Below are 22,413 nucleotides of genomic sequence, written 5' to 3'. Positions count from 1 at the left end.
GCTCGCTGTCACGAACACAGGTGGTATGCCGTGTGGCCCGCTCCCGCTGCTACGGGTGGCCGTGGGGAGTGACGTCCAGTGCCCCGGTGTCGATGACGTCGAGGGCGACGTCATGCAGCTTGCGGTTGGTGTTCTGGCTGGCGATGCGCAGCAGGGCGAACGCCTGGTCACGGGTGAGCTTGTGCTGCGCGACGAGGACGCCCACGGCGGTGCCGATGTCGCGGTTGGAGCTCACGGCGCGTTCGAGGTTGTCGACCCGGTCGCGCAGGTGGGCGGCCTGGACGGCCTGTGCGGCGTGCGTCGTGAGCAGCAGACCCTCGGAGAGGTCGTCGTCGTCGAACGAGCCGGGCTCCTCCGCGTAGAAGTTGAGACCTGCCACGAGGTCGGTCCACTCGAGGTTCATCCTGAAGGACAGCATGCTCCGCAGACCCAGCTCCGACGCCACTCGGCGACCGTACTCCGGCCACCGCTCGTCGGACGCCAGGTCCTTCGGTTGGTAGATGGTGTGCTCGACGATGGCGTCGACGCACGGTCCGGACCCGAGCTCGTACTGCATCGCGTCCGCCCGCCGGGCCACGTCGTCCGACGCTGCAGCGGTGACGAAGCGGTTGTGGCTCAGGGTCGTGATGCTCGCGGCTCGCGCCCGCGGCACCCGCTCGACGGCAAGACGCGTCACGGCGCCGAAGGCATTCCTCGCGTCGCCTCGGCCGATGTCTCGGCCGAGGCGGTCGAAGTCCTCGGCCATGCCGCGCAGGCGGTCGGGGACGCTGACGTCGCTGGTCGTGTCAGTCATCGGGTGTGCTCCCGTCGGTCCCGAAGCGTGTGTGGCGCCGTCGAGAGGGGTCGAGGGCGGCGACGTCGTCTTCCGAGTCACCGTCGGGTGGTCGTCATCATCGTGGAGCCCTTCCTGCCGGCTCGGGTGTTCCGTACCCATCTGCACGCCGCCCACGTCCATGGCCCTCGACGAACCCGAGGTCGCTGCGTGTTTGGCCCCGGCCCGTCCGGGCACGTGGGGGTTGGGCGGCGGGAGGCCGCTCGGTCCGTCCAGGGTGGGCGGCCGCACCAGGACGTCGATGGAGAGACGGTGGAACCGATACCCGAGACCCACGAAGCGCTCGTCGAGCTCGAGCGCTACGGCGACATGGACCTGCGCAAGGACCTGGAAGAGCTCACCGCCACGGCCCGCGCGAGCGTGCCCGGACTCGTGGGCGTGAGCCTGGCCCTGCTGACGGACGACCTCGTCCTGACCTACGTCTCCTCCGACTACCGCATCGCCGCACTCGACGGAGTGCAGTACGTGGACGACGGTCCGTGTGTCGAGGCGATCCGCGAGGACAACATCGTCCTCACTGACACGGCCGGACTCCTTGATGAGTCGACGTGGCTGCTCTTCGCCCAGGCGACGGCCGCCGCGGGGATCCGGAGCACGCTGTCCTTGCCCTTCCGGCGCAGCGGCGTCGTGACCGGGGGAGTCAACCTCTACGGATCCGAACCCGAGACCTTCCACGGCAAGACCGAGGTGCTGGCCGAGCTCTTCGGTGCCTGGGCGCCGGGGGCCGTCACCAATGCTGACCTCTCGTTCGAGTCTCGTCTGGAAGCCGTCAAGAGCCCTGAGCGTCTACGGGGACAGGCCTTCGTCGACCACGCCGTGGGGCTGCTCATGAGCGCTCGAGGTCTGAGTCCGGACGATGCCGAGAGACGGCTCCAGGCCGCCGCGGCCCGCGCAGGCGTGGCGGTGTTCGTCCTGGCGCGCACGCTGGTGGAGGTCTTGTCGGACGAGGAATGACGGCCGTCTGACGTCGTCGCGCGTCATCGCCCGCTCGCCCCTCCGACTCAGGCATCGCGTGTTGGGTAAGGGACCGCCGAAGGGCCAACGGTCCTGACCCGCTCGCCGCTCGCCGACGGCCTGTTGACGAGGAGACGCCTGTGACGACCGAGGACCGCATTGGCGACGTCTGGGGTGACCGGACGCCCTACTCGCGCGGTGGCGCCTGGCCGGTCAGGGTCGACGCGCACCTCGCGTCAGGAGTCGCCCCCGCCGACGTCGACCGCTGGGTGCAGACGGCATCGACGCTGCACTCCAACGGGGACGCCTTCGACGTCGCCGTCCGCGACGGTCGGATGGTCGGCGTCCGCGGCCGCGCGGACGACCGTGTCAACCGGGGACGGCTGGGTCCCAAGGACCTCTACGGCTGGCAGGCGATCCAGTCAGCGGATCGGCTCACGCGTCCTCTGGTCCGGCGCGACGGCCGACTCGTCGAATGCTCGTGGGACGAGGCGATGGACGCCGTCGTCGCTCGGACGCAGCAGCTCCTCGACGAACAGGGACCGAGCGCCATCGGCTTCTACACGACCGGACAGCTCTTCCTCGAGGAGTACTACACGCTGGCGCTCGTTGCCCACGGTGGCATCCGCACCAACCACGTCGACGGCAACACGCGCCTCTGCACCGCAACGGCGGCCGAGGCCCTCAAGGAGACCTTCGGCAGCGACGGGCAGCCGGGCTCCTACACGGACGTCGACCACGCGGACGTCATCGCCCTCTTCGGCCACAACGTCGCCGAGACCCAGACCGTGCTGTGGATGCGGATCCTCGACCGGCTGGCCGGCGACGACCCGCCCGCGGTGATCTGTGTCGACCCGCGACCGACTCCCGTCGCAGGGGCCGCGACCGTCCATCTCGCTCCACGCCCGGGCACCAACGTCGCCCTCATGAACGCCCTGCTCCACCAGGTCATCGCCGATGGCCACGTCGACGATGAATGGCTGAGCGCCCACACCGTCGGCTACGCCGATCTCGAGATGACCGTCGCCCGCTACACGCCGGAGGTCGTCAGCACGATCTGCGACGTGCCAGCGGCGGACATCCGGGCCGCCGCCCGTCTCGTCGGAGAGGCCCGGGCGCTGCTCTCCACCGTGCTCCAGGGCTTTTACCAGTCGCACCAAGCGACCGCCGCCGCGGTGCAGGTCAACAACCTGCACCTGCTGCGCGGCATGATCGGGCGGCCCGGCTGCGGCATCCTGCAGATGAACGGGCAGCCCACGGCACAGAACACGCGCGAGTGCGGCGCCGACGGCGACATGGCGGGCTTCCGCAACTGGGGCAACCAGGCCCACCTCGAGGACCTCGCGCGGGTCTGGAACGTCGAGGCCAAGCAGATCCCGCACGCGACGCCACCCACCCACGCGATGCAGATCATGCGCTACGTCGAGGACGGCTCCATCCGGTTGCTCTGGGTGTCGGGGACCAACCCCGTGGTCTCGATGCCGGAGCTGGCCCGCATGCGCTCCATCCTCTCCCAGGAGCGGCTGTTCCTCGTCGTCCAGGACATCTTCCTCACGGAGACCGCGCAGCTCGCCGACGTGGTCCTGCCGGCCGCAGCGTGGGGCGAGAAGACCGGCGCCTTCACGAACGCCGACCGCACCGTGCACCTGTCGGACAAGGCCGTCGACCCACCGGGAGAGGCGCGGTCCGACCTCGACATCTTCGTCGACTTCGCGCGCCGGATGGGCCTGAAGGACAAGGACGGCCAGCCGCTCGTCACGTGGTCGACGCCTGAGGAGGCGTTCGACGCCTGGCGCGAGTGCAGCCGTGGACGGCCCTGCGACTACAGCGGCTTGAGCTACGAGAAGCTGCGTGGAGGCAGCGGCATCCAGTGGCCCTGCACTGACGAGGCGCCGGACGGGACGGAACGGTTGTATGCCGGAGGCGCCTTCTGGGCGTCGCCGGACGACTGTGAGACCTACGGCCGCGATCTCGAGACCGGGGCGCCCGTCGAGGAGCAGGAGTACCGCGCGCTCAATCCGTTCGGTCGGGCGGTCGTCAAGGCCTCCGACTACCGGCCGCCGCACGAGATGCCCGACGAGCAGCACCCGCTCCAGCTCATCACCGGGCGGACGGTCTACCACTTCCACACCCGGACGCGCACCGGGCGCGTGCCCGAGCTGCAGGCCGCGGCGCCCGATGTCTGGGTCGAGGTGTCGGCCTCCGACGCCGAGACGTACGGGCTTCGCGAGGGCGACCTGGCGGAGGTCGCGACGCCGCGGGGCGAGGTGCACGCACGGGTGCGCGTGAGCGGCATACGCCCCGGGGTGGTGTTCCTGCCGTTCCACTACGGCTACTGGGACACGGCGGAGGGGTGGCGACCCGAGGAGCACGGGCGCGCCGCCAACGAGCTGACGGCGACGGACTGGGACCCCGCGTCGAAGCAGCCCATCTTCAAGACCGCCGCCTGCGCCGTGCGCAAGGTTGCTGACGGCGACGGCACGCCGTCGCCGGCCCCGGACAACACGGCTTCAGCGCCGGTGCAGGCGGACGCGACCGAAGGAGCGCAGCGATGAGGATCGGAACCGTCCTGCGGGACCTCCATCACGACGAGAACGAGCTCGCACGGACCCTTCTCAGGCTGTCCGACGAGCACCGCGCCGATCACGAGGTGCACCGCATGGGCCGACACCTCGCGGAGTGGTCAACCCGCCACGTGCGCGAGATCGCCTCCATGGCAACCGCTTTCGGCGAGGACCTCGACCCGGTGCCTGACGGGACGCCGACGCTCGTCGACGACGCACGGCAGTGGATGTCCGAGCGCCGAGGACGTTCCACCGAGACAGAGCTCGCGATGGTCCGCGATCTGCGCGACGTCTACCTCCGCGCCTCCGGGGTGCTGACCGACTGGGAGATGGTGGGGCAGGCCGCGCAGGCCATCGTCCATGACGAGCTGCTGGAGCTCGCGACGCGATGCCAGTCGGAGACGAAACGCCAAGCCACCTGGGCGAATGCCAAGATCAAGGAGTCCTCGACCCAGGCGCTGGTCGTATGAGCACGAGCACCTCGACATCTCACGGCGTCGACACGGACCGCGTCGAGACACGTGTCGTGGTGCGACCGATCGGCAACCCCCTTCCGCTCGGGTTCCTCGCGCTCATGGTCGGCACAACGTCAACGGCGATGCTGCAGCTCGGCGTCCTCGCGCCCGCTCAGGGGCACGTCGTCGCGCTCTCGCTGCTCGTGCTCACCACGCCGCTCCAGACCATCGTCTGCGTCCTGGGCTTCATGGCGCGAGACCCGGTCGCAGGCACGGGCATGGGGATCCTCGCGGGGACCTGGGCGACTGTGGGACTCACGACGCTCGGCTCTGCCCGGCACCACGTCTCCTGCGCTCGGCGTGCTGCTCCTGTGCTCGGCCGTGGCGATGGTCGTCCCCACCGCAGCTGCGACGGGCAAGCTCGCCGCCATGGCCGTCATGGGCCTCAGCGCCGTGCGCTTCGCCATGACCGGCGTCGGGCAGCTGACCGGCTCAGCATCGTGGCTCACCGCCGCGGGCTGGGTCGGTCTGGCGCTCGCCCTGGTCGCGGGGTATGCCGCCATCGCCTTCGAGCTCGAGGACGTGCGGCACACGACGGTGATGCCTCTCGGGCGACGTGGGGCCGGAGCAGACACCATGACGGCCACGCGGCGCGATGAGCTCGCCTCGCTCAGCCATGAAGCCGGCGTCCGCAAACAGCTGTGAGGTGGCCGACGGGAGACAGGGTGCCGACCTGGGACGTCTAGTGACGCCCCAGCGTCTCCTCGCGACGTGGGGAGTCGGCGGGCGTGGCCTGTTCCCCGGGGCCGAGCTCGTCCTGTGGCTCCGGCTGGCCTTCTGGGCCCGCATCCCGTCGGCTGCGCAGCTCGGCCAGTAGGGAGCGTTCACGTCGACGCAGGGCGGCCTCACGACTGACTTGCCCGGGAAGGGGGTGGGGCCCCACATGATGGGCCTGCTCGCGCAGCCGGTCCTCGACGCGAGTGAGCTCGGCGAGCAGCTCCCGGATGCTGAGCTCGGTGACGGGGCGGTGCTCTTCAGCGATCACGAGGCTGAAATACCCGATCTCATCGACGCCAAACGGGCTCTGGCTCGGCACAGGTGGGACTCAGGGCCCCGCTGTCCGACAGAACTTCAGGCGGAATGGCCGCAGGTCGCGCACGTGCAGTCGTCGCACGGGCACGAGTCACACGTGCAGCCCTCCGGGCAGTTGTCGCAGTCACAGGGACTCTCCGGACCGCTCTCCACCGGTACCGGGGGAATCTGGCCGCTCATGGACACTCCTTCACTGGTGTTCGCCGACGCTCGCTCTGGCAGTTCAGGAGATGACGGCGTCGACGGCCTTCTTCATGGCGCTGGGCTGCTCGGGTCGGCGCGGCGCCTTCTTCCTGGCCGCGAGCAGCTCCTCGCCGAGCTCCTGGAGCTGCTTGCGACCGAGTCCGTCGCGGACCTTGGGGAACCAGTCCTGCTCCTCCTCGGCCATGTGGTGCTCGACGTTCTCGATGAGCACGGTGGTCTTGGCGTCGAAGCGCTCGTCGGTGGCGTCCATCGCGGCGAGCTCCATGGCGAGCACGTCGGCGACGTGGTGCTCCTCGTAGGACTCGAGCACGTCGTCCTCGAGGTCGGGCAGCAGGGCCCGCACGCGGGGGTACATGACCTCGTTCTCGATGTAGGTGTGCACGGTCAGCAGCTCGAGGATCGTGTCGACGATCTTCTGCTTCTGGACCGGGGTCTGGTCGGGCTTGCGGAAGGTGCGGAACTGCTCGCGCACGTCCTTGTGGTCCTGCTTGAGCATGACGATGGCATCGGTGGACACGGGCACTCCTTCGAGCAGCGGAGACGGGCGGCGACGGCCACGACGCCGTCCAGCCGTCCCGTACCCACAGGAGATTCGGCCAACCAGACCGGGGCTGGCTGCCCCACCTCTGGTCCTCCCGTCGGCGATCGCGGGGGCTGGGAGAACGCTGACAACGTGGCGTGTGTGGGGCTCTTGCACCTTCCGAGACCGTAGGGTCGCGCCATGACTCGTCGTCGAGTGCTTCCTGCGTTCGTGGTGTGCGCCTGCTGGGCTCTGGTTGGCTGCTCGGGCGATGCCTCGCCCGGGGCGACAGCAGCCGGCGAGACCGCCACGATGTTCAGCGCAGCCGTCGGGGCACAGCCCGACACGGCCTGTGACCTCCTGGCTCCGGAGACCCGTCAGGAGCTCGAGGACGCCTCCGGTCCGTGTGCCCAAGGCATCGCCGACGCCGACTTGCCCGACGCCGGGCGGGTGCTCACGGTGGAGGTGTACGGCCAGGACGCCATGGTCCGGCTGGAGCACGACACGGTGTTCCTGGCGCTCTTCGGCGCCGGCTGGCGTGTCACTGCTGCCGGCTGCACGCCCCAGGAACAGGACCGCCCCTTCTCCTGTGACCTGAAGGGAGCCTGATCATGCGCGTCGCCTTCGTGGGCATCCTGCTGTTCATCGCCTTCGTGCTGGCCGCCTGCATCTTCGTCGGGATGGTGCAGCGATGAGGCGCGTTCGTGAGCAGGGACTGACCTTGGCGTTCACGGGCCTGCTGGTGGTGGCTCTCGTCGGGCAGGCGCTGACAGGTCTGGCGTCCTACAACCGGCAGGCGGCCGACGCCGGATTGCCGTCGATGGGGCTGCTCCGGTACGTGACGTCCTCGCAGTTCGCGGTCGACGTGGCCGAGAACTGGCAGTCCGAGTACCTGCAGTTCCTCCTGTTCATCCTGCTCACCGTCTGGCTGGCCCAGAAGGGGTCCCCCGAGTCGAAGCCGCTGGTATCGCTGGGCCGCGAGTCCGACAAGGACCAGAAGGTCGGCCGTTACGCCCAGGAGGACTCGCCGGCGTGGGCGAAGGTGGGCGGGTGGCGCCTGCGACTGTTCTCGCGATCGCTCGGCCTGACCATGGCGGCCATCTTCCTGCTCTCCTGGCTGGCGCAGTTCATCGCCGGACGTGCGGCGTACAACGCCGACCAGATCCAGGACCTCAAGGCGCCCCTCGACTGGACCGAGTACGCGGCCGCCCCTGACTTCTGGAACCGCACCTTCCAGAACTGGCAGTCCGAGTTCCTGGCCGTCGCGAGCATGGTGGTGCTGAGCATCTACCTCCGGGAAAGGGGTTCACCCGAGTCCAAGCCCGTCGGGCAGTCGCACTCCTCAACCGGTGTCGAAGGCTGAGCCGAGATCGGCAACAGCGGTAGACGGTGCTGATACATACCCGGTCCCGGCAACACTCGATCGGCCGAACGAATCGGCTTGAGTTGCAGAGGGTTTGGGTATTTCACCTGTGCAACAACCGCGTGTGTGGAGGCTCGAGAAGCTGGCCGTTCCCGCCGCGCGGCCAGCGAAGGGAAACACCCCATGACCGAACGACCGTATGACACGCCCACACCAGTCGAGGTCGCCGGGAGCTCCACTCCGGTCTCCAGCGCCGCACGCACCACCCCGGACGTGGTGACGCCTCAGGGCGGCACGGACAGCACGGACAGCACCAACAGCACGAACAGCACGAACAGCACGAAGGCGGTCGTCGGCGACGAGGCCAAGTCCGTCGCCTCCGACGCGGCCCAGAGCGGGCGCCAGGTGGCCGAGACGGCTGCGACCGGCGTCAAGGACGTCACGTCCGAGGTCACCACGCAGCTGCGTCAGCTCTTCGAGCAGGTCCGCTCCGAGCTGGACGGGCAGGCCTCGTCCCAGGGCGAGCGCGCGGCGAGCGGGCTCCGCTCGATCGCCGACGAGCTGAGGCAGATGGCATCGAGCACCGAGACGAAGGGCATCGCGGGAGAGGTCGCCGAGCAGGCGTCCGACCGTGCCCGGTCCGCGGCGGACTGGCTGTCCGAGCGTCAGCCCGGCGAGATGGTCGACGAGCTGCGCTCGTTCGCCCGACGTCGCCCCGGCACCTTCCTGCTCGGCGCTGCCGTGCTCGGCGTCGTTGCTGGAAGGATGACGCGCGGACTCGCCGCGGGCTCAGGCACATCCGACGCCGGACGGCCCGGGCCTGTCCCCACCGCGACGGACGTCCGATCGGGCTCGGGCGTCGGGGCGATGATGCCGACCGCTCCCGCGGGGACAGCCTCCGAGGACGCGCCGTACTCCGTCGGGGTCCGTGACAGCGAGACCCATGCCGTCACGGCGCCGTACGGCACGGCTCAGGCCGACGCTGTCGACCTGAGCGCCGAGGGCCACGGCGGAGCTCGCTGATGAGCACCTGGCCCGACGCGCCTGGCGCGCACGCACCCGAAACGCCGGGCGCCCACGCACCCGACGCGACGGCATACGCGGACACCCTCAGTGCCAGCGAGGCAGCCCACGACAAGGCCGAGCGCGCATCGCTCGGCGAGCTCGTCGGGGACATCAGCGAAGGGCTATCGACCTTGCTGCGTCAGGAGGTCGAGCTCGCCAAGGCGGAGGCCCGCGAGTCCGCGACACGGGCGGGCAAGGCCGCCGGACAGTTCGGCGCAGCCGCCCTCGCGGGGTGGATGACGCTGCTGTTCCTCTCCCTCGGCGTCTGGGAGTGGCTCTCCAACGCCATGGACAGCAGAGGGTGGGCGGCGATCGTCGTCATGGCCGTGTGGGGGATCGCCGCCGCGGTCCTCGCGATGCTCGGCCGACGAACAACGAGACAGATCCAGGGAATGCCGCGCACGACGGAGACCGCCAAGCGGGTCCCGGGTGCGCTGATGGGAAATGAGGACGCGCGATGACCATGAACGATCCGACCGTGAACACAGCCACCGACACGACGTCGAACGACCCGGACGTGATCCGCGCCAACATCGAGCGGACCCGCGAGGGGCTGAGCCGCGACGTCAACGCGTTGGGCGAGTCGGTGAGCCCCAGCCATGTGGCGCACCGTCAGGCCGCCAAGGTCAAGGACCGTGCGGCCTCCGTCCGTGACCACGTCATGGGCACCGCCTCCGATGCCGGCGACAAGACCACGCAGATCGCCCACGGGGCCGGGGACTCCGCCGCCCAGGCTGGTGACTCGCTCAAGCGCCGGGCCCGCGGAAACCCCCTGGCTGCAGGGATGATCGCGCTCGGCGCCGGATGGCTCCTCGGGTCGCTTCTGCCGGCCTCGGAGAAGGAACGCGAGGTCTCGCAGGACCTCAAGGACCGGGCCGCCCCCATCCTCGACGAGGTGCAGAGCGTGGCCAAGGACGTGGCGAGCGAGTCCGCCGACCACCTCAAGCAGCCCGCCCAGGAGGCCGCGCAGGCCGTCACCGAGACGGCCCGCAGCGCTGCCGCCGACGTGAAGCAGGAGGGACAGCAGGCGGTCGGCGACGTGCGCAGCAGTGCGGCGGACTCCGCCGACGCCGTGCGGGACCGCACTCAGGACTGAGCACGATCGCACGAGCTCGAAGGACCGGTGGCATGAGCCGCCGGTCCTTCGGCTGGGCCCGTCCCCAGCGAGCCGGGTCACTCCTCGGGTGTCAGGCCGCCTCCTCGGAGCTCCTCGTACGGGCACTCGAGTGGTCTACCGTCGTCAGGAGCCGAGTCTGACGAGAGGACGGCCGAGGAATGAGCGCCGCGCCGAAAGCCGACAAGAGTCGTGAAGGACGCTTCTCTGCGCAGGAGCGAGCCGCGATGAAGGATCGCGCGGCGGAGCTGAAGGCCGAGGGCCGCCGCGCCAGCGCCGAGGACAAGGCGGCGGCCGATGCAGCGGCTGCCTTGGCGAAGATCGCCGAGATGCCGCAGCCCGACCGCGCCACGGCTGAGCGTCTCCATGCGATCGTGACCGAGGCCGCGCCAGAGCTGCTGCCGAAGCCCTACTACGGACAGCCGGGCTGGGCGAGAGCCGGAGGAAAGGTCATCGTCTTCTTCCGGAGCGGCCTCATGGACAAGGCGCGCTACTCGACACTGGGATTCAGCGTCCACGCCACGCTCGATGAAGAGGGCGGGCTCTGGCCGACGTCGTACGCCGTGGAAGAGCTGAGCGACGAGAGTGCGAAGACCATCGCGACGCTCGTCGAGAGGGCCGTGCGGACGTGAGCTGACTGCTCGCACCGTCGTCGACCTCGGGCGTCGCGTCGGGCGTGCCTGCGTCGGCGGCAAGGCTGGACAAGATGGTTCGCGCAGGTCGTTGAAACCTGTAGACATGGCTTTCATGTCCGCTGACGAATCCTGGTCGTCCGACCCGAGGCTGGACCCCTATCGCGATGCCGTCTGGGAGCTGCGGATCGAGGGTCGAGCCCAGGCACACCTCCTCACCCGCGTGACCTACGACCGTTCCTCCCCGTTCCGTGGCGACGTCGAGGAACGGATGTCGTGCAAGGTGTGCTGGCTCGATGGTCGACAGGACCGGCCGGAGGAGGACTACGGGCCCGAGTGGTTCACCGTGGCCGAGCTGGAGCGGGGCCGGTTCGAGAGCGGGAGCCGCCCCGGTCTCGTCTTCGACGCCGGCCGGGTGACGGGCGGCCGACGTGACGAGGTGTGGCAGCGGTTCGGTCCGCCGTGACACTGACCACCCGAGGCGCCGTGACCGCTACATCCCGGTCTGGGCGTCGAGGCGCCCGGACCTGACGGCGGCGACGAGCGCCTCGTAGTCGCGCTCGTTCTGGTCGGCGTAGGAGGACGAGAAGTCGGCGATCGCCCGGTCGAAGGTGTCGCTCGTGCCGAGGTAGGAGGCGATGGCGATGCGGTCACCCGAGCGCGCGTGCGCGCGGGCCAGGGTGGCCCCACAGATGCGGGCGTAGGCGCCCATGACGCTGGAGGGCATGGTCTCGACGTCGGCCGAGCCCTTCCAGTCGCGCAGCTGACGCAGGTAGAAGTCGCGCACCTGACCGTCGAGCCCGGTGACGCGCTGCCACCCGAGGAAGATGTCACTGGACGCCTGCATGAGCCGCTGTCCCGCGACGACGCGCTGGCCGTGGTTGAGGTACCGGCTGCGACCGACGAACCTCTCGAGGACGGACTCCTCGGCCTCCTTGGCCTGGAGGAAGAGCGGGTCCTGTCCGTCCCTGCCGAGCAGGAGGATGATCCAGGCCCGGGTGCCGACGCTCCCGACCCCGACGACCTTGCGGGCGGCGTGGACGTAGTGGAAGGACTCGAGCAGCTCGCGCCGGTCCGTCTCGAGGGTGCGCCGGTAGGACCGGATCAGGCTGCGGAGCTGGCTCTCGATGTCGTCGCGACTCGAGTCGGCCGGGGCCAGGTCCTCGATCGGCACGACCAGGGGGGCGTCGGAGATGATGCGACGCTCGCCGTCGACGTCATGGGTCAGCTTGGTGAAGGCCTGCATGCTGTCGCGGGTGCGGGCCTTGGCGACGTTGGCCTCCGCCTTGGCCTTCTGCTTCTTCGTGACGCTGGACTTGAGGACCTCGAACAGCTTCTCGACCTCGATGCGGGCGTACCAGACGTCGAGGTTGCGGGCCTCGGCGAACTGCTGCATCCGACTCCGGTACTCCGCGACGCAGGACCTGACGACCATCCTCCGGTCCGCGGACGAGAACCCTCTGTCGCGGCCGGCGATCTCGAAGCTCGCCGCGAGACGCTTGACGTCCCACTCCCAGGGCCCGGGGAGCGTCTCGTCGAAGTCGTTCATGTCGAAGAGGAGCCGGCGCTCGGGTGAGGCGAAGACGCCGAAGTTCGACAGGTGCGCGTCGCCGCAGATCTGTGAGGTGAATCCCGAGCGCGGGGTGGCGGCGAGGTCGCTGGCCATGATGAGGGCCGCGCCGCGGTAGAACGTGAACGGTGAGACGAGCATGCGTCCGTATCGCAGGGGCACGAGCTCGGGCACCCTGCTCGTCGCCTGCACCTCGAGCAGCGTGATCGGGTCGGGCCGGTTCGTCGTCGGCTCCCACGAGCCGTGGCTGCTCCTCGGCGTCTCGTTGCGGGCGCCCTTGCCCCTCGCCACCCGCTCGTCCGGGCTCAGGTGGGTCACCTTCCCGGCGGTCCCCGGCTCGCGCGCCCCCGACGTCGTCGCTGACTGGCTGTCGCTGCTCACGGTCTCTCCTTCAGGCGCGTCGTGACGGAGCGCGAGGTGCGCCCTCCTCGACGCTGGCACCGCACGCCCGGCCGCGCATCACCTCGTCAGGGCGATGTCCCGGCGGAGCGTGCCTTGCGCATCCGGGCCCGGGCGTCGATCCTTGGCGCGTGGACGGCGCCGAGGGTCGGACGAGCCCGAACGCGGCGACCGTCGACGTGTGGGTGCGCGAGACGACGACCCACGGGTTCCCGGGCACCTCCGCACCTGCCGACGCAGGCCTCGACGAGCACGAGCGAGAGCGGTGGGTGCGCTTCGCGGACCGCCGCGACGCCGCGGCATACCTCGTGCTCCACGCGCTCGCGCGTCGGGAGGTCGGCCGGCTCGTGGGCCGGCCACCCGAGTCGCTGCGCTTCGACCGCACGTGCCCCGACTGCGGCCGGCAGCACGGTGTCCCACGCCTGCTCGACGATCCCGGGATCCACCTGTCGCTCAGTCGCACCCGCGACCTCGTCGCGCTCGCGCTCAGCCGGTCGGGACCGGTCGGCGTCGACATCGAGGTCGTCGACGCCGTGCAGTTCCGCGGCTACGCGGACGTGGCGCTGCACGCCGACGAGCGGGGCCACGGCTCGAGGGGACTCCCGGACGCGGCGGCGTGGGTGCGCAAGGAGGCCGCCCTCAAGGCGCTCGGCGTGGGCCTGCGCGTCGACCCGACGACCTTCGTGACGCCCGTGCCAGGCGTCCCGACCGACGTCGTCCCCGGTATGCCGTCGGTGACGGTCGTCGACGTCGACGTCGACGTCGACGTGCCGAGGGCGTATGCCGCCGCCGTCGCACTCGAGTCCGCCGCGGGAGCGCTGGTGGTACGCGCCCACTGAACCGTCAGGCGCCCCCGACGAAGCGGGGCAGGGGAGTGGCCCACAGCCACCGCTCGAGCAGCTCGCGTGCACGTCGCGCGCCGGCGTCACCGTCCACGGGGGTCGTCTCCCGCACGAACGTCTCGACGTGGGTGACGAACTCCTCGGTCGTCACGGACCCGTGCCGGTGGGACGCGACCCAATCGCGCACGAGGTCGAAGAAGGTCACGTCGCCGAGCTGCACCCGCAGGGCGTGCAGGGTCAGGGCGCCCCGCTTGTAGACGCGGTCGTCGAACATGAGGTCGGGCCCGGGATCGGCGATCACGACGTCCTGGGCCAGGTGCGAGAGCCTGGACCAGTGGGTCGCGGCGTTGACCCGGACCGGGACGCCGTCGGCGTGCTCGGCCCAGAGCCACTCCGCGTAGCACGCGAAGCCCTCGTTGAGCCAGATGTCGGACCACGTCGACGGGGTCAGGCTGTTGCCGAACCACTGGTGGGCGAGCTCGTGCGCGACGAGCCGCTCGTGGCGGCGACGCCCGTCGAGCCAGTTCGGCCCGAACGTCGCCATGGCCTGCGCCTCGAGCGGGATCTCGAGGTCGTCGGCGGTGACGACGACGGTGTAGTCGTCGAAGGGGTAGGGCCCGAAGAGCGCCTCGTAGAGGCTGGTCATGGCGGGGAGCCGCTCGAGGTCGTGCATGACGTCGCGCTCGCGGGTCGCCGGCAGCACGACGACGATCGGCACGTCCGCCGGTGCCAGGGCGCGTCGCACGTAGCGGCCGACGTGGACCGAGGCGAGGTAGGTCGCCATCGGGACGTCCTGCTCGAAGACCCGACGCGTCCGGCTGCCACGCGCCCGGGCAGCCACGAGGGCACCGGTCGCCACGACGTCGTAGGGGGTGTCGCACTCGAACGCCAGGCGGTACGTCGCCTTCGACCGCGGATGGTCGTTGCACGGGAACCACGTCGCGGCTCCGTTGGGCTGCGCGGCCACGAGCACGCCCTCGGTGAGCTCCTCCCAGCCGACGTCGCCCCAGCGCGTCGCCACGGGACCGGGCGTGCCGGCATACGTGATCGCGACCTGCGTGCGTTCGCCGCGCGACAGCGGCACCGACGGGGTGACGACCACCCGGGGGCCACGGTGGACCCACTTGGCGGCGCGACCGCCCACCGACACCTTGAGGACGCGCAGGCCCACGAGGTCGACGACGAGCCGCCGCACGTCGTGGAGCGCGGTGACGTGGAGGACCGCGCGACCGGCGAGGCGGTTGGTCGACACCTTGTAGTCGAGGTCGAGGTCGTAGTGGGTGACCTCGTAGGCCGGGTCGCCGCGGTCGGGCGTGTAGGCGTCGGTGAGGGCAGGGACCTGGTGGGCGAGCCCGCCCGTCATCGGACGCCGCTCGCGACGTCTCCGGACGACTCGGCCGGCGCGTGCCCGGAGGCGTGGGCCACCGGGTCGGAGCCGCTCCACGGCGCGATGGGGTTGCCCGTCCACCGGGTCCCGCGGGGCACCGCCTCGCCCCGGAGCACGAGCGAGCCCGGGCCGACCGTCGCGGCGACGCCGATGCTCGCCGCGGGCAGGATCACGCCGTTGGGGCCGAGGGTGGCTCCGTCCTCGAGGGTCACCGTGTCCATGCTCATGATTCGATCATGGAACAGGTGGGTCTGGAGGACGCAGCCCCGGTTGACGGTCACGCCGTCGCCGAGGGTCACGAGGTCCGCCTCGGGCAGCCAGTAGGTCTCACACCACACCCCATGCCCGATCCGGGCCCCGAGGCTTCGCAGCCAGACGTTGATGGCAGGAGTTCCCGTCGCCGTCCACGCGAACCACGGCCCGGCGACCATCTCGACGAACGTGTCGACCACCTCGTTGCGCCAGACGAAGGAGCTCCACAGCGGGTGCTCGACCGCACCGATGCGCCCGACGACGACCCACTTCGCGAGGGTCGTCACGGCAGCGGCGACGGCCCCGGCAGCCGCGAGGACCACACCACCCAAAACGGCCGCCCCGGCGAGGCCGACGAGCTCGATGAGCCACTGGAGCGACACGAGGACGCTGACGCCGATCGCGACCGTCACCATGACAGGCACGATCCGGCACAGCTCGACGAGGCCTCTCACCACCTTGAGCCGCAACGGGGGAGCGAACGTCCGCTCGTCGTCGGACCCCTGCGGTGGCCGGCGCAGCCGCACCGGTGGGCTGCCGAGCCAGCTCGACCCGGCCTTCGACTTCTGCGGCGCGGCCGAGAGCACCGCGACGAGGCCGTGCTTGGGCACGCGTCGGCCCGGCGCCGTCATGCCGCTGTTGCCGAGGAAGGCGCGCTTGCCGATCTTGGCGGGGGCGATGTGCACCCACCCGTGGGCCAGCTCGTAACCGGCGACCATCGTGTCGTCGGCGAGGAAGGCCCCGTCGGCGACGGACGTCATCGACGGCAGCAGGAGCACCGTCGAGGCCTCGACGTCACGACCGACCCGGGCCCCCAGCGCGCGCAGCCAGATCGGGGTCACGAGACTCGCGTAGACGGGGAAGAGCAGGGTGCGTGCCTGGTCGAGCAGCCGCTCGGTCGCCCACACCTGCCAGCCGACCCTGCCGCGCACCGGGTGGTAGCCCTCGCGCAGCCCGATCGCCAGCAGGCGCACCAGCACGATCGTGATGGCGGCCAGCGAGGCGAGGCCCAGCACCGTCAGGACGGGCACCGCCGCGTATGCCGTCCCGACCGCCTCGCGCGACCCCGTGGCCCGGGCGACCGCGCCGCCGACGACGAGTGCGCCGGGGACGAGGGCGAGGAAGGGCAGGACCGACAGGAGGATGCCGGACAGCCCGTAGACCACGAGCCACGCCGGTGCGTTCGGGGGACGGGTCGAGGGCCAGCCGGAGCGGCTCGGGGCGGAGACCCGCTGGGCGGGGGAGCCGGCGACGACCCGTCCCGGCCGCACGGACCGGAGGACGGTCGAGCCGGCCTCGACGACAACGCCGCGACCTACGTGCACGTCGGGACCGATGGTGCTCCGGGCCCCGATGACGGCCTCCCGTCCGATGTGGACGAGGCCGACGTGGACGACGTCGCCGTCGATCCAGTAGCCCGAGAGGTCGACCTCGGGCTCGATGCTGGCACCGGAGCCGATCGTCAGCATGCCCGTGACCGGCGGCACGGAGTGCAGGTCGACGCCGACTCCGACGGAGGCGCCGAGCATCCGCGCGTAGTAGATGATCCACGGCGCCCCCGCCATCGTGATGGCACCCATGGCGTCGGCGAAGCGTTCGGCGGCCCAGAGCCGCATCTGCACGCTCCCGCCGCGGGGGTAGCTGCCGGGTCGCACGCCCGCGAGCAGGAGCCGGGCGGCCAACGCGGACAGGCCCATCCGGCCGAGCGGGCTGATGAAGAGGAGCCAGCCGACCCCGAGCGCCCACCACGACACGGGCTGGGACCAGTCGGCCAGACCAGCGAGGCGCAGCAGCTCGGTGAGGGTCACGAGGCCCACGAGCCACTGGAGCCCCTTGACCGTGAGCAGGACCATCGACACGGCCGTCTGCACGAGCTGGGTGCGCCGCGGGATGCGGCGCACCGTGCGCTCGGTCCGTGACCCGTCGGCGGTGTCCATCGTCTCGAGCAGGTCGGCCTGCGCGCCGAGGCGGGGATGGGCGTGGACGTCGGCCACGGTGACCGTGGGGTAGCGCTCACGCAGCAGCGACACGAGCCGGGCCGACGACAGGCTGCCGCCGCCGTGGTCGAAGAAGTCGGCCTCGACCGAGCGCACCTCGGTGCCGAGGACCGCGGTCCAGTGACCGGCGAGCCAGGCGGCCGTGCCGGAGAGGTCGGTCGGCTCGTCGTCGGTGGCGCCGGACAGCGGCCACGGCAGGGCCGCACGGTCGACCTTGCCCGACGTGCGGGTCGGCAGCGCCTCGACGACGGCAAGCACCGGCACGAGGGCAGCCGGCAGCTCCTCGTGCAGCCGCGCGAGGGCCGCGGTGCGGTCGAAGGCGGTGCCCGGCGCCGTCGGGTCGGCTGCGCCGTCGACCTCGGGCACGACGTAGCCGACGAGCACCTGGCTCCCCGCACGCGTCGTCTTGACCGCCGCGGCGGCGCCGGCGACCCCGGGGAGGGACTGCAGCGCGGCGTCGACCTCGCCGAGCTCGATCCGGCGACCGCCGAGCTTCACCTGCTCGTCGGCGCGGCCGACGAACACGAGGCCCTCCGGGTCGTTGACGACGAGGTCTCCCGAGCGGTATGCCCGGTCCCAGCCGAGGGTCGGCATGGGGGCGTACTTCTCGGCGTCCTTGGCGGGGTCGAGATAGCGGGCGAGCCCGACCCCGCCGATGATGAGCTGGCCCGTCTCGCCCCGGGGGACCGGTCGGTCGTCGGGGCCGACGACGGCGAGGTCCCAGCCGTCGAGGGGCAGGCCGATCCGGATCGGGGTCGTCCCGTCGAGCCGAGCGCCGCACGCGACGACCGTCGCCTCGGTCGGACCGTACGTGTTCCAGACCTCGCGGTCGGGAGCGACGAGCCGCTCGGCGAGCTCGGGCGGGCACGCCTCGCCCCCGAAGACGAGCAGTCGCACCGGCTCGAGGGCCTCAGCCGGCCACAGCGCGGCCAGCGTCGGGACCGTGGAGACGACCGTGACGTCCTGGGCCACGAGCCACGGTCCGAGATCCATGCCGGTGCGCACGAGGCTCCGGGGCGCCGGGACGAGGCAGGCTCCGTGTCCCCACGCGAGCCACATCTCCTCGCACGAGGCGTCGAACGCGACCGAGAGACCGGCGAGCACCCGGTCGCCCGGGCCGATCGGACTGTCCTGCAGGAACATCCGAGCCTCTGCGTCGACGAAGGCTGCCGCGGACCGGTGGGAGACGGCCACGCCCTTGGGCACGCCGGTCGACCCGGACGTGAAGATGACCCAGGCGTCGTCGTCCACACGAACGTCCGGCAGGGCAGCCCGCGCATGGCGACCCTCCCGGGCGGGGCGCGGGGTGGGACGTCGTGTGGGCCGCACGAAAGAGGAACCGGACGGCACCAAGACCTGGCGACGGGTCCCGACGACCGCAGCGACCGCGGCCTCGGAGAAGACGAGGTCGGCCCGCTCCTGCGGGTCGTCGACGTCCACGGGGACGTACGCCGCCCCGGCGTGGAGCACGCCGAGGACGGCGACGTAGAGGTCAGTGGTCCCCGAGGGCACGCGCACGCCCACCCGGTCGCCACGGCGTACGCCCACGGCGACGAGCTCTGCGGCGAGCCGTCTCGCCTGCTCGGTCAGCGCGGCGTACGTCAGGACGGTGACCGTGTCGTCGAGGGCCGGCGCATCGGGGTGGCGCGACGTGACGTCGGCAAGGACGTCGACGAGCGTCCGCGGCTCGGCGGCGCGCTCACCGGCCAGCAGGGGGTCCACCACGCGTACTCCTCGTCAGGACCGACGCGGACGCGTCGACCACCATGCCGAACCTAACGCTGCCGGGTGAACGAATGGTGCTGGTTCGACGACGTCGGCCGTGTCCTCCGGTGGCACGCATCGGCTCGGATGTCATCCCGATCGTGTGAGCAACCCCGGGGAGGGGCAGACCTAGCATGGGCGCGACCCCAAGGGAGACAGCCATGAGCCCCGTCGACGTGCAGCCACCATCGCCGTTCACCGTGGACGACTACCTCGCGCGCGGAAGACGCGTCGTCGCAGCCGCTTCCGAGGCCGGCCTCGCGGGAGTGCTCGTGACCCCCGGACCCGACCTCGTCTGGCTCACCGGTTACCAGCCCACGGCGATCACGGAGAGGCTGACGGTGCTCGTGCTCGCGCCCGACGAGGAGCCGACGCTGCTGGTGCCGGCCCTCGAGCGGCCCGACGCCGAGGCGGCAGTGGGGGTGCGCGGCATGAGGGTCCTCGACTGGGCCGACGCCACCGACCCCTACCGGGCTGCCGCTCCGCTGCTGCGACCCGAAGGCACGTACGGCATCTCCGACTCGGCGTGGGCCCTGCACCTGCTCGGCCTGCAGGCAGCGCTGCCCCGCACGGCCTACCGGTCACTCACCGAAGGCCTGCCGATGATGCGGGCGGTCAAGGGACCCGACGAGCTGGCGCGTCTGGCGGCCGCTGGCGCTGCGGCCGACGCCGCCTACGGCGAGATCGTCAAGGTCCGCTTCGCCGGACGCCGTGAGACCGAGGTGGCGGCGGACCTCGCCGGGCTGCTGCGTCACTTCGGGCACGAGCAGGTCGACTTCACGGTGGTGGGGTCCGGCCCGAACGGCGCCAACCCGCACCACGAGGCCGGTGAACGGGTGATCCAGGAGGGTGACGCGATCGTCCTGGACTTCGGCGGCCTGATGTTCGGCTACGGGTCCGACACCACCCGCACGGTATGCGTGGGGGAGCCCACCCAGCAGATCCGTGAGGTCCACGAGATCGTGCGGCTCGCGCAGGAGGCGGGTGTCGCCGCCGCCCGGACGGGTGCGACGTGCCAGGACGTCGACCGCGCGGCGCGAGCCGTCATCACGGACGCGGGCCACGGCGAGGAGTTCATCCACCGGACGGGTCACGGCATCGGCGTGACGACCCACGAGCCCCCGTACATGGTCGAGGGCGAGGAACGACCCCTGGTCCCCGGGATGTGCTTCTCGGTCGAGCCGGGCATCTACCTCGCCGGACGCTTCGGCGTGCGCATCGAGGACATCGTCACCGTGACCGACGACGGCCCGGTGCGGCTCAACACCACCGACCACGGGCTCGCCGTCGTCGAGTGAGTCCTGTCCGGTATCACCCCGAAGGGGTGACGCCCCTGGATGAGACGCGCAGGAATCTTGAGGAACGCGCAGGGATCTCAGGAGTGGACGGTGGTCGGCATGCAGGCAGGCGTGAGGGCATACGAGCAGCACAGGCGGTCGACGCGCGGGCGCGGTTCCACCGGGCGCCCGTTCACCACGACGGTGGCGGGGAGGCCGGCATGAGCGCCATGGACGCATCGGCCGACGAGCCGGTCGCGGCCACGCGGAGGCGCACCAGGGCGCCCGCCGCGGCCTACATCTCGTGGATCGCCCTGGCCATGATGACGACCAGCTCCGTGGCCAGCCTCCGGGCCGCCCCCACCATGGCGGTGTACGGCCTGGCCTGCGTCTTCCTCTACATCGTCCCGGCGATCGTCTTCCTCATCCCGACCTCCCTGGTCTCGGCGGAGCTCGCCTCCGGCTGGGACGGCGGCGTCTACAACTGGGTGTCCCGCGGCATCTCCAAGCCGATGGGCTTCCTCGCCGTGTGGTGCCAGTTCGCCATGACGATCTTCTACTACCCCAGCCTGCTGGGCTTCGTCGCGAGCACACTCGCCTACGTCATCAACCCGGCTCTCGCGTCCAACGGGGTGTGGACGGCCCTCGTCATCGTCGTCGTGTACTGGTCAGGCGTCTGGGTCTCCTCCCGAGGAGCGAAGGGCGTATCGGGGCTGGCGAGTGCGGGGCTCATCATCGGCACCCTGATCCCCGGCGTCGTCCTCGTCTTCCTGGGCGCCGTCTTCCTGGGTCAGGGCAACCCCTCGGCCGCCCCGATGACGGCGGACAACCTGCTGCCCGTGTGGGCGGGTCTGTCGAGCCTCGTGCTCATCGTCAACAACTTCCTGTCGTACTCCGGCATGGAGATGAACGCGGTGCACGTCGGCTCGTTGAAGAACCCCGCCAAGGAGTTCCCGAAGTCGATGTTCCTCGCGATGGGGCTGGTGCTGACGATCTTCATCCTCCCGGCCCTCGCGATCAGCTGGATCGTGCCGGCCGAGGAGCTGTCGCTCACGGCCGGGGTCATGCAGGCGTTCGACGCGGTCTTCGCCAACTTCGGCGCGCAGTGGCTGACCCCGATCGTCGGCATCATGCTGGTGACCGCGTCGCTCGGCGGCATGCTCACCTGGCTCGCCGGCCCGTCGAAGGGACTGCTGCTCATCTCGCGCCAGGAGGGCTACCTGCCACCGGTGCTGCAGAAGCTCAACAAGAACGGCGTCCAGCAGAACATCCTCGTCGCCCAGGGCGTCATCACGACGATCATCGGACTCGGCTACGCGCTGATCCCGAACGTATCCAGCGCCTACTGGATCTTCTCCGTCATCACGACGCAGGTCTACCTCATCATGTACCTGCTGATGTTCGTGGCGGCGGTGCGCCTGAGGCGCAACGACCCCGACCACGCCCGCGGATACCGGGCGCCGATGCTCGGGGCGCTCTGCGGCATCGGATTCGCAGCCTCGCTGGCCGCCCTGCTCATCGGTTTCGTTCCGCCGTCCCAGTTCGGATCGGGCAGTCCCGCAACGTATCTCGTGATCGTCGCGGCGGGCGCGCTCGGCCTCGGACTGCTCGTCCCGTTCCTCTTCTACAAGCTACGCAAGCCGTCGTGGAAGCAGCCTGAGGCGTCAGAGGTGGCCGCGTCATGAACATCACGGAGAACGAGACGTACCAGCGGAACCGGACGACGTACATCGTGGCGGGCATCGCGGTCGTGGCCCTGACGGTCATCGCGCTGCTCACCTTCCACTCGGGCAAGACGTCGCAGCAAGCAGACCAGAAGGCCACCGCGCTCATCGCGGCCATCACGGCCGCCGGCGCCCGCGCGCCGAGCAAGGAGCAGGTCGTGCGGCTCCTCGGGGACGACGGTGGCCCGGTCTGCGACGACCCGAACGGGTCCTTGCGCAAGGGCATCCTCCTCGGCCAGCTCATGAACGGCGCGGCCGGGCCGGGTATGCGCCCGGTCATCGCGGACAACCGAGTGGTCAAGGGACAGCTCCTCGTCCTCAAGATCTACTGCCCCGACGAGGTGCCGAGCTTCCAGGAGCTCGTCGACGAGCTCAACCTCTCCGACACGGCGAGGGGCTGACGACT

At 70.8% G+C, this 22,413-nt stretch carries 21 protein-coding genes; 16 read left to right on the top strand and 5 right to left on the bottom strand.

What is annotated here, in order from left to right:
- Positions 1-49 precede the first annotated feature (49 nt).
- The gene (locus ACSSS0_RS00605; RefSeq protein ID WP_487229664.1) at positions 50-793 is read right to left on the bottom strand and encodes a GAF and ANTAR domain-containing protein; all 744 of its coding nucleotides are present in this window, start codon (positions 791-793) and stop codon (positions 50-52) included.
- Between the two features lie 87 nt (positions 794-880).
- On the opposite strand from ACSSS0_RS00605, the gene ACSSS0_RS00600 reads away from it, so the two are divergent.
- The 5 genes from ACSSS0_RS00600 to ACSSS0_RS00580 all read left to right on the top strand — a co-directional run bounded on the left by ACSSS0_RS00600 (position 881) and on the right by ACSSS0_RS00580 (position 5,682).
- On the top strand, positions 881-1,786 hold the full coding sequence (locus tag ACSSS0_RS00600; protein WP_487229663.1) for an ANTAR domain-containing protein: 906 nt from the start codon (positions 881-883) through the stop codon (positions 1,784-1,786).
- A 140-nt stretch (positions 1,787-1,926) separates the two neighbouring features.
- Entirely contained in the window at positions 1,927-4,341 is a 2,415-nt protein-coding gene (locus ACSSS0_RS00595; protein WP_487229662.1) for a molybdopterin oxidoreductase family protein, read from the top strand.
- 104 nt (positions 4,342-4,445) lie between these two features.
- Positions 4,446-4,820, top strand: coding sequence for a hypothetical protein (locus ACSSS0_RS00590; RefSeq protein WP_487229661.1), 375 nt, complete (start codon positions 4,446-4,448; stop codon positions 4,818-4,820).
- A 345-nt stretch (positions 4,821-5,165) separates the two neighbouring features.
- Positions 5,166-5,510: a hypothetical protein gene (locus ACSSS0_RS00585; protein ID WP_487229660.1), complete on the top strand. Its 345-nt coding sequence runs from the start codon at positions 5,166-5,168 to the stop codon at positions 5,508-5,510.
- Between the two features lie 40 nt (positions 5,511-5,550).
- Entirely contained in the window at positions 5,551-5,682 is a 132-nt protein-coding gene (locus tag ACSSS0_RS00580) for a hypothetical protein (protein ID WP_487229659.1), read from the top strand.
- A gap of 438 nt (positions 5,683-6,120) precedes the next feature.
- Here the strand turns inward: ACSSS0_RS00580 and ACSSS0_RS00575 are convergent, their stop codons facing one another.
- The gene (locus ACSSS0_RS00575; protein ID WP_487229658.1) at positions 6,121-6,618 is read right to left on the bottom strand and encodes a hemerythrin domain-containing protein; all 498 of its coding nucleotides are present in this window, start codon (positions 6,616-6,618) and stop codon (positions 6,121-6,123) included.
- 315 nt (positions 6,619-6,933) lie between these two features.
- On the opposite strand from ACSSS0_RS00575, the gene ACSSS0_RS00570 reads away from it, so the two are divergent.
- The 7 genes from ACSSS0_RS00570 to ACSSS0_RS00540 all read left to right on the top strand — a co-directional run bounded on the left by ACSSS0_RS00570 (position 6,934) and on the right by ACSSS0_RS00540 (position 11,261).
- Positions 6,934-7,230 (top strand): hypothetical protein, encoded by a 297-nt coding sequence (locus ACSSS0_RS00570; protein ID WP_487229657.1) that lies wholly within the window; start codon positions 6,934-6,936, stop codon positions 7,228-7,230.
- 82 nt (positions 7,231-7,312) lie between these two features.
- Positions 7,313-7,984, top strand: coding sequence for a DUF6766 family protein (locus ACSSS0_RS00565; RefSeq protein WP_487229656.1), 672 nt, complete (start codon positions 7,313-7,315; stop codon positions 7,982-7,984).
- Between the two features lie 183 nt (positions 7,985-8,167).
- Positions 8,168-9,007 carry a hypothetical protein gene (locus ACSSS0_RS00560; protein WP_487229655.1) on the top strand — a complete coding sequence of 280 codons (840 nt, stop codon included), beginning with the start codon at positions 8,168-8,170 and terminating at the stop codon, positions 9,005-9,007.
- Positions 9,007-9,510 carry a phage holin family protein gene (locus ACSSS0_RS00555; RefSeq protein ID WP_487229654.1) on the top strand — a complete coding sequence of 168 codons (504 nt, stop codon included), beginning with the start codon at positions 9,007-9,009 and terminating at the stop codon, positions 9,508-9,510. Before ACSSS0_RS00560 ends, ACSSS0_RS00555 begins: the two co-directional genes overlap by 1 nt.
- Positions 9,511-9,527: 17 nt before the next feature.
- Positions 9,528-10,145, top strand: a complete 618-nt coding sequence (locus tag ACSSS0_RS00550; protein ID WP_487229653.1) for a DUF3618 domain-containing protein — start codon at positions 9,528-9,530, stop codon at positions 10,143-10,145.
- Between the two features lie 179 nt (positions 10,146-10,324).
- A complete protein-coding gene (locus ACSSS0_RS00545; RefSeq protein ID WP_487229652.1) occupies positions 10,325-10,795 on the top strand; it encodes a DUF1801 domain-containing protein in 471 nt (156 codons plus the stop codon).
- 115 nt (positions 10,796-10,910) lie between these two features.
- Positions 10,911-11,261 (top strand): hypothetical protein, encoded by a 351-nt coding sequence (locus tag ACSSS0_RS00540; RefSeq protein ID WP_487229651.1) that lies wholly within the window; start codon positions 10,911-10,913, stop codon positions 11,259-11,261.
- 27 nt (positions 11,262-11,288) lie between these two features.
- Here the strand turns inward: ACSSS0_RS00540 and ACSSS0_RS00535 are convergent, their stop codons facing one another.
- On the bottom strand, positions 11,289-12,746 hold the full coding sequence (locus tag ACSSS0_RS00535) for a DUF2252 domain-containing protein (protein ID WP_487229650.1): 1,458 nt from the start codon (positions 12,744-12,746) through the stop codon (positions 11,289-11,291).
- Positions 12,747-12,895: 149 nt separating this feature from the next.
- On the opposite strand from ACSSS0_RS00535, the gene ACSSS0_RS00530 reads away from it, so the two are divergent.
- Positions 12,896-13,603: a 4'-phosphopantetheinyl transferase family protein gene (locus ACSSS0_RS00530; RefSeq protein WP_487229649.1), complete on the top strand. Its 708-nt coding sequence runs from the start codon at positions 12,896-12,898 to the stop codon at positions 13,601-13,603.
- Between the two features lie 4 nt (positions 13,604-13,607).
- On the opposite strand, the gene ACSSS0_RS00525 is transcribed toward ACSSS0_RS00530, so the two are convergent.
- On the bottom strand, positions 13,608-14,969 hold the full coding sequence (locus ACSSS0_RS00525) for a M1 family metallopeptidase (protein WP_487229648.1): 1,362 nt from the start codon (positions 14,967-14,969) through the stop codon (positions 13,608-13,610).
- Positions 14,966-18,967, bottom strand: coding sequence for a Pls/PosA family non-ribosomal peptide synthetase (locus ACSSS0_RS00520; RefSeq protein WP_487229647.1), 4,002 nt, complete (start codon positions 18,965-18,967; stop codon positions 14,966-14,968). The genes ACSSS0_RS00525 and ACSSS0_RS00520 overlap by 4 nt, the downstream gene beginning before the upstream one ends.
- A 200-nt stretch (positions 18,968-19,167) precedes the next feature.
- On the opposite strand from ACSSS0_RS00520, the gene ACSSS0_RS00515 reads away from it, so the two are divergent.
- The 3 genes from ACSSS0_RS00515 to ACSSS0_RS00505 all read left to right on the top strand — a co-directional run bounded on the left by ACSSS0_RS00515 (position 19,168) and on the right by ACSSS0_RS00505 (position 22,408).
- Positions 19,168-20,304, top strand: a complete 1,137-nt coding sequence (locus ACSSS0_RS00515) for an aminopeptidase P family protein (protein WP_487229646.1) — start codon at positions 19,168-19,170, stop codon at positions 20,302-20,304.
- A 200-nt stretch (positions 20,305-20,504) separates the two neighbouring features.
- Positions 20,505-21,968, top strand: a complete 1,464-nt coding sequence (gadC, locus tag ACSSS0_RS00510; RefSeq protein ID WP_487229645.1) for a glutamate/gamma-aminobutyrate antiporter GadC — start codon at positions 20,505-20,507, stop codon at positions 21,966-21,968.
- The gene (locus tag ACSSS0_RS00505) at positions 21,965-22,408 is read left to right on the top strand and encodes a hypothetical protein (protein ID WP_487229644.1); all 444 of its coding nucleotides are present in this window, start codon (positions 21,965-21,967) and stop codon (positions 22,406-22,408) included. The genes gadC and ACSSS0_RS00505 overlap by 4 nt, the downstream gene beginning before the upstream one ends.
- Positions 22,409-22,413 lie beyond the last annotated feature (5 nt).

This window comes from Terrabacter sp. R4-6, from assembly GCF_057529065.1.
The sequence above is the reverse complement of the archived record's forward strand: the minus strand, read 5'-3'. Positions and strand labels throughout refer to the sequence as shown.